The sequence below is a fragment of the Candidatus Caldatribacterium sp. genome (genome assembly GCA_014359405.1).
Lineage (GTDB): Bacteria > Atribacterota > Atribacteria > Atribacterales > Caldatribacteriaceae > Caldatribacterium > Caldatribacterium oleiphilum.
On the sequence record JACIZN010000020.1, the window covers coordinates 1 to 5348 of the forward strand.

Below are 5348 nucleotides of genomic sequence, written 5' to 3' on the forward strand. Positions count from 1 at the left end.
CCCGACCTTCCGCCGCCTCCTCAGAAAGGTAGCTTCTCGATACGGACAAGGCGAATGAGCTCTCCCCACATGTGGGAGCTCATTCCCTCAAAGGGCTCCGCCACAAAGGCAACCCGAAGCCCATCCTCCCGGAAATCCTCGGGGAGGTTCACCGGTTCGTACCGCTTCCCGTTATCGGCGACAATCCCAAAGAACCCTCCCTCCAGGGGCACGTAGGTAACCGTCCCCGTTCCCCGAATCCCACCGCAGAGAGGGCACTCCCTCTGGCATCCGAAAAAGCTCAAGAGAAGAACCACCGCTAAGGTAGCCTCAAGAAAGACAAAGATTTTCCGCACAAGACCACTCCTTTCACCATGCCCAGAGATTCAGGTACCATGCAATGATTTCCTCCCCGAAAAAGAGGCTCACTATGGCTCCAAAAGAAAGGAAGGGACCGAAAGGCAGAGGGTCCTTGAGGGTTTTTTTTCGAAGGAGAACGAGGAAAAGCCCCACAATGCTTCCTGAAAAGAACGCTAAAAGAAAGGCAACCACGCTGAGCCGAAAGCCCAGAAAAAGCCCGATGCTTCCAGCAAGCTTCACATCCCCAAAACCCATGCCCTGGGGGAAAAGGAGGTGGAGGAAAAGGAAAAGGCCGAAGAGGAAGGAGGCTCCAAGGAGAGGCGAGAGAACACTCCGCTCAAGAAAAACCTTGGCCACCCCCACCCCAAAAAGGCAAAGAACCAGGGAATCGGGAATGGCGTAGTGCCGGAGGTCGTAGAGGGAAACGGCAAGAAGGAGAGCAAGAAAAGAGAGCTCAAGGAGAGTCATAAAACACAAGAGAAACCCCCGGCGCCTCGAGGCGCCGGGGGAAAGGGTTACCAGATAAGATCCTCGCCAGTGGGGTCATCAGTCTCGTTTAATCCGGTTGCATTATTTACGGCTTCCTTTATACTCGCTCCCTCCCCGATTGCCCCTCCGGGACCGGCGGCAAAATACTTACCACCATAGGGATTGGGATCCCAGATGGCGTAGGTATCATTAGGAGAGGTTTTCTGGAATGCTTGGTATTTGTAATTCTTCCCTCCAGGTGGAACCGGAGCCTTGGGGATGTAGGCCTGAAGCCATTCTACAGCATCATCATTACTCCCACTACCACCACTGGCCTGTGCAGGATACGTACTCCCTACACCCGGATTCTCCGTCATATAAAGCTCCATGGAGCTTGCGAGCTGGTGGAGGTTGGCCTTTGTGGCCGCCTGAGCGGCAGTGGTTCGGGCGGTGAGATACCTCGGAATGGCAATAGAGAGCAGGAACCCCAGAATCGCCACGACCACGATGAGCTCAACCAGGGTAAAACCTTGGTTTTTCTTTTTCCTCACCGAACGCATGGTTTCACCTCCGAATCGCAAGGGTCATGGAATCAGGATAAAGAATGATGCCAATTTCTTCTCCCTCCACATCCCCCCTTTTATTATACACTTCACATTCCTCCTCCCATTCCCCGAGAGGCCATCTCGAAAATCGGCATGAAGAAAGCCAAGGCGACGAAGAAAACGCCCACTCCGATGATGAGGGTGAGGACGGGCTCAATGATTGCCGAAAGACGGGAGACGAAAATCCCGATTTCCTTGTCGTAGAGCTCGGTCGTTTTCCCAAGGGTGAACTCAAGGTTTCCCGCTTCCTCGCCGACGCTCACCATCTGGACGACAAAGGGCGGGAAGAAGGGATGTTCCAGAAGGCTCTGGGTAAGGTTTTTTCCTCTGCGGATGCTCTCGGCAACGGCAAGGAGGAGGTCCCTGACGTAGAGGTCGCTGACGGCGCTCGCGGTGACCTCCAGCGCCTGGACCATGGGCATGCCGCTTCGGATGAGGGAGTTGAGAACCCAGGCAAAGCGGGAGAGGATGAGCTTTCGGAAGAGCTGCCCAAAGATGGGGAGCCTGTGCCGCCGCTCGTCCCACCATCTTCTCCCCTTCTCAGACTGCACATAGAGGAAAAAGGCGAGCACTCCCCCGAGGAACCCGCCGTACACAAGGGGCCAGTTGGTATTCATGAAGCGGATGATGGAAAGGAGGAGAAGGGTGGGGAGAGGGAGCTCGATGTTGAATCCTTCAAAAAGGAGCAGGAACTGGGGAAAGACAAAGTAGACCAGGAAGAAGGAGACGGCAATCATGGCGACAACGAGGATAATCGGGTAGTACATCGCCGACTGAATCTTATCCCGCAGGTCCTTCTCCCACTCCAAATAGTCCGCCAGGCGTCCTAAGGTCCAGTCGAGGTTTCCCCCTGCTTCCCCGGACTGGGCCATCCCCACGATGACCCGGTTGAAGACCTTGGGGTACTCGGCGATTGCCTGGGAAAGGGAGTATCCCCGCTCGATTTTGGCGGCGATTTCGGTGATGACTTCGGAGAAGTAGCGGTTCTCGGTCTGGCGAGCCAAGCTCTGGAGGGCAGATAAGAGCGGCACGCCGGATTCAAGCATGACTGAAAGCCCCCGGGCGAAGGCGGCAAGTTCCTGGAGCTTAACCCTTTTCGGGGCAAAGAGGGAGGGGGATTTCTTGGGAGCTTCTACCTCCCCTTTTTCCTCGGTAATGGCGGTGACGAAAAGCCCCTCTTCCCGGAGCCGGAGGACCGCCTCCCGGATTCCGGGAGCTTCAATCCTTCCTGAGGAAATCTGGCCGTTTCGGCTTCGGGCGCGGTACATGTACGAGGGCATCAGAATCGATTCCTCCAGGTGGCGAATTCCTTCTGGTCAATGGCCCGGGAGAGGGCTTCCTCCCAGGTGACGAGACCTTTCTTGTAGAGCTCAAAGAGAGCCCGGTCCATGGTAATCATCCCTTCGGCTAAGGAAGCCTGCATGATGGTGTAAATCTGGTGGCTTTTCCCCTCCCGAATGAGGTTCCGAATGGCGGTGTTGGCAATCATGACTTCAACCGCAGGGACACGTCCCTTCCCATCGGCGCGCGGCAGAAGCTGCTGGGCAATGATGCCCTGGAGGCATCCGGCAAGCTGCACCCGAACCTGGGTCTGCTGGTGAGGCGGAAAAACATCAACAATCCGGTCCACGGTCTGGGGAGCGTTGTTCGTGTGGAGGGTGGCCAAAACGAGGTGTCCGGTTTCGGCAGCCTGAAGGGCGATGGAAATGGTTTCGAGACTCCGCATCTCTCCCACCAGGATGACATCCGGGTCTTCCCGGAGGGCATGGATGAGGGCGCTCTCAAAAGAAGGCGTGTCGGAGCCCACTTCCCGCTGGTTGACGATGCTTTTCTTGTGGGAGTGGAGGTACTCGATGGGATCCTCGATGGTCACGATGTGGCAGGAGCGGGTGGTGTTGATGTACTCAATCATGGAGGCAAGGGTGGTCGATTTTCCGCTTCCTGTGGGCCCGGTGACAAGCACAAGGCCTCGGGGAAGAGAGGCAAGACGTTGAAGAACCTCCTTTGGGAGGTGGAGCTCATCCATTGTCGGGATACGGTAGCTCAAAGCTCTAATCGCCAAACCACAGGAACCCCGCTGCCGGTAGACGTTGACCCGGAAGCGCCCCAGGTCGGGAATGCCCACTGAAAAGTCAAGCTCAAGATCCTTGAGGAACTTCGCCCACCGCTCATCCCCGGTTAAAGCTCTCGCCATCGCCTCGGTATCCTGGGGTTTCAGGGGTGGGTAGTGGTCAAGAGGGGTCAGATTCCCATGGATACGAACGGTTGGAGGAATCCCCACGGTGAGGTGGAGATCAGAGGCTCCAAGGTCCACGGTTTTCTTGAGAAGCTCAAAGATATCCGGCGTCATAGCTTCATCCCCTCAACCTTCTTATATCGGCATTCCTTTCTGAAACTTTACACCCGCGCCGTGACTCGGTACATTTCCTCTAAGGTCGTCACCCCTCTGAGGACCTTGCGGATGGCGTTTTCCCTGAGCGTTTTCATGCCCTTGGCGCAGGCTCTTTCGGTAATCTCCCGCTCCGTAGCGTTCCGCAAAACCAAAGCCCTGAGGTCATCATCCATCACGAGGACTTCGCTCACCGCAATGCGGCCCCGGTACCCGGTCTTGTTGCACTCCGGACACCCTTTCCCCCGGAAGAGGACGAGGTGGTCTTTTTCTCCACCGGTGAGCTCCCGGGCAATGGGACCGTGGACTTCGAACTCCACCTTGCACCGCTCGCAGATTTTCCGCACTAAGCGCTGGGCAACGACCCCAATGAGGGCAGAGGCAATGAGGTAGGAAGGGATACCCATCTCCTGGAGTCGGACAAGGGCTCCGGCGGCGGTATTCGTGTGGAGGGTGGAGAAAACGAGGTGCCCCGTGAGAGCAGCATGAATCGCAATTTCGGCGGTCTCGTAGTCCCGGATTTCTCCCACCATGATGACGTCCGGGTCCTGGCGCATGATGGCCCGAAGGGCATTGGCAAAGGTAAGGCCGATTTTTGGGCGAACCTGAACCTGGTTGATGCCCTGAAGCCGGTACTCCACAGGGTCCTCAATGGTGATGATGTTGAGGTCGGGTTTGTTGATGAAGTTGAGGGCTGAGTAGAGCGTGGTCGTTTTCCCGCTCCCCGTGGGACCGGTGAGGAGAATCATACCGTAGGGATGCCCTATGAGACGGTAGAATTTCTCCAGGTCCTCCTCCTCAAAGCCCAGGCGGTCGAGGTCAAGAAGAAGGGTGGATTTGTCGAGAATCCGCATGACAATCTTTTCGCCGAAAATGGTGGGAAGCGATGACACCCGGAAATCCACGGTCCGATTGTCCACCGTTACCTGGAAGCGACCGTCTTGAGGAAGGCGGCGTTCGGCGATGTTCATCCGGGAGAGAATCTTGATGCGGGAGACCAGAGCAGGATGGACCCGAATCGAGGTTGAGGTGATATCGTGGAGAATGCCGTCAATCCGGAAACGAATGCGGACTTCGTCCTCCTGGGGCTCAATGTGGATGTCGCTTGCCCCCGCACGGATGGCCTTGAGGATAATCATGTTCACCACCCGGATGATGGGGGCCTCTTCACCGAGGGCTTTGAGCTGGTCGATTTTTAGCTCTTCCTCTTCCTCGGAAAGCGCAAGGCTCTCCCGGGTCTCCACTTCCCGGATGAGCTCCTCGACCGATTCTCCCACTCCATAGTAGGCGTTTAAGGTTTTCTCGATGTCCTGAGGAGTGGCGACAACGGGCCGGATTTCCCTTTTGGTCATGAGTCTTGCCCGGTCAATGGTGAGGACATCCACGGGGTTTGCCATGGCAAGGATGATGGCATTCCCCTCCTCCCCTATGGGGACAACCTGGTACTGGCGGCAGAATTTCTCAGGAAGGAGCGTCACCACCCTCGGGTCGATGACGTAGGAATCAAGGTCCACGTAGGGCGCCCCAAGTTGTTCAGCAAGGGCCTC

5 protein-coding genes and 1 pseudogene (1 of these 6 running past the window's edge) are annotated in these 5348 nt (G+C 56.5%); all 6 read right to left on the minus strand.

The window, feature by feature from the left end; translation table 11 throughout:
* Nucleotides 1-20: 20 nt before the first annotated feature.
* Nucleotides 21-335 (minus strand): hypothetical protein, encoded by a 315-nt coding sequence (locus tag H5U36_02670; protein MBC7217078.1) that lies wholly within the window; start codon nt 333-335, stop codon nt 21-23.
* 13 nt (nt 336-348) lie between these two features.
* The gene (locus H5U36_02675; protein MBC7217079.1) at nt 349-807 is read right to left on the minus strand and encodes a prepilin peptidase; all 459 of its coding nucleotides are present in this window, start codon (nt 805-807) and stop codon (nt 349-351) included.
* 47 nt (nt 808-854) lie between these two features.
* The gene (locus H5U36_02680; protein MBC7217080.1) at nt 855-1358 is read right to left on the minus strand and encodes a type II secretion system protein; all 504 of its coding nucleotides are present in this window, start codon (nt 1356-1358) and stop codon (nt 855-857) included.
* A 101-nt stretch (nt 1359-1459) separates the two neighbouring features.
* The gene (locus tag H5U36_02685) at nt 1460-2692 is read right to left on the minus strand and encodes a type II secretion system F family protein (GenBank protein MBC7217081.1); all 1233 of its coding nucleotides are present in this window, start codon (nt 2690-2692) and stop codon (nt 1460-1462) included.
* A complete protein-coding gene (locus H5U36_02690) occupies nt 2692-3762 on the minus strand; it encodes a type IV pilus twitching motility protein PilT (GenBank protein MBC7217082.1) in 1071 nt (356 codons plus the stop codon). The genes H5U36_02685 and H5U36_02690 overlap by 1 nt, the downstream gene beginning before the upstream one ends.
* Before the next feature lie 47 nt (nt 3763-3809).
* Nucleotides 3810-5348: pseudogene (gene gspE, locus H5U36_02695) on the minus strand (type II secretion system ATPase GspE) (it continues 167 nt past the right edge of the window).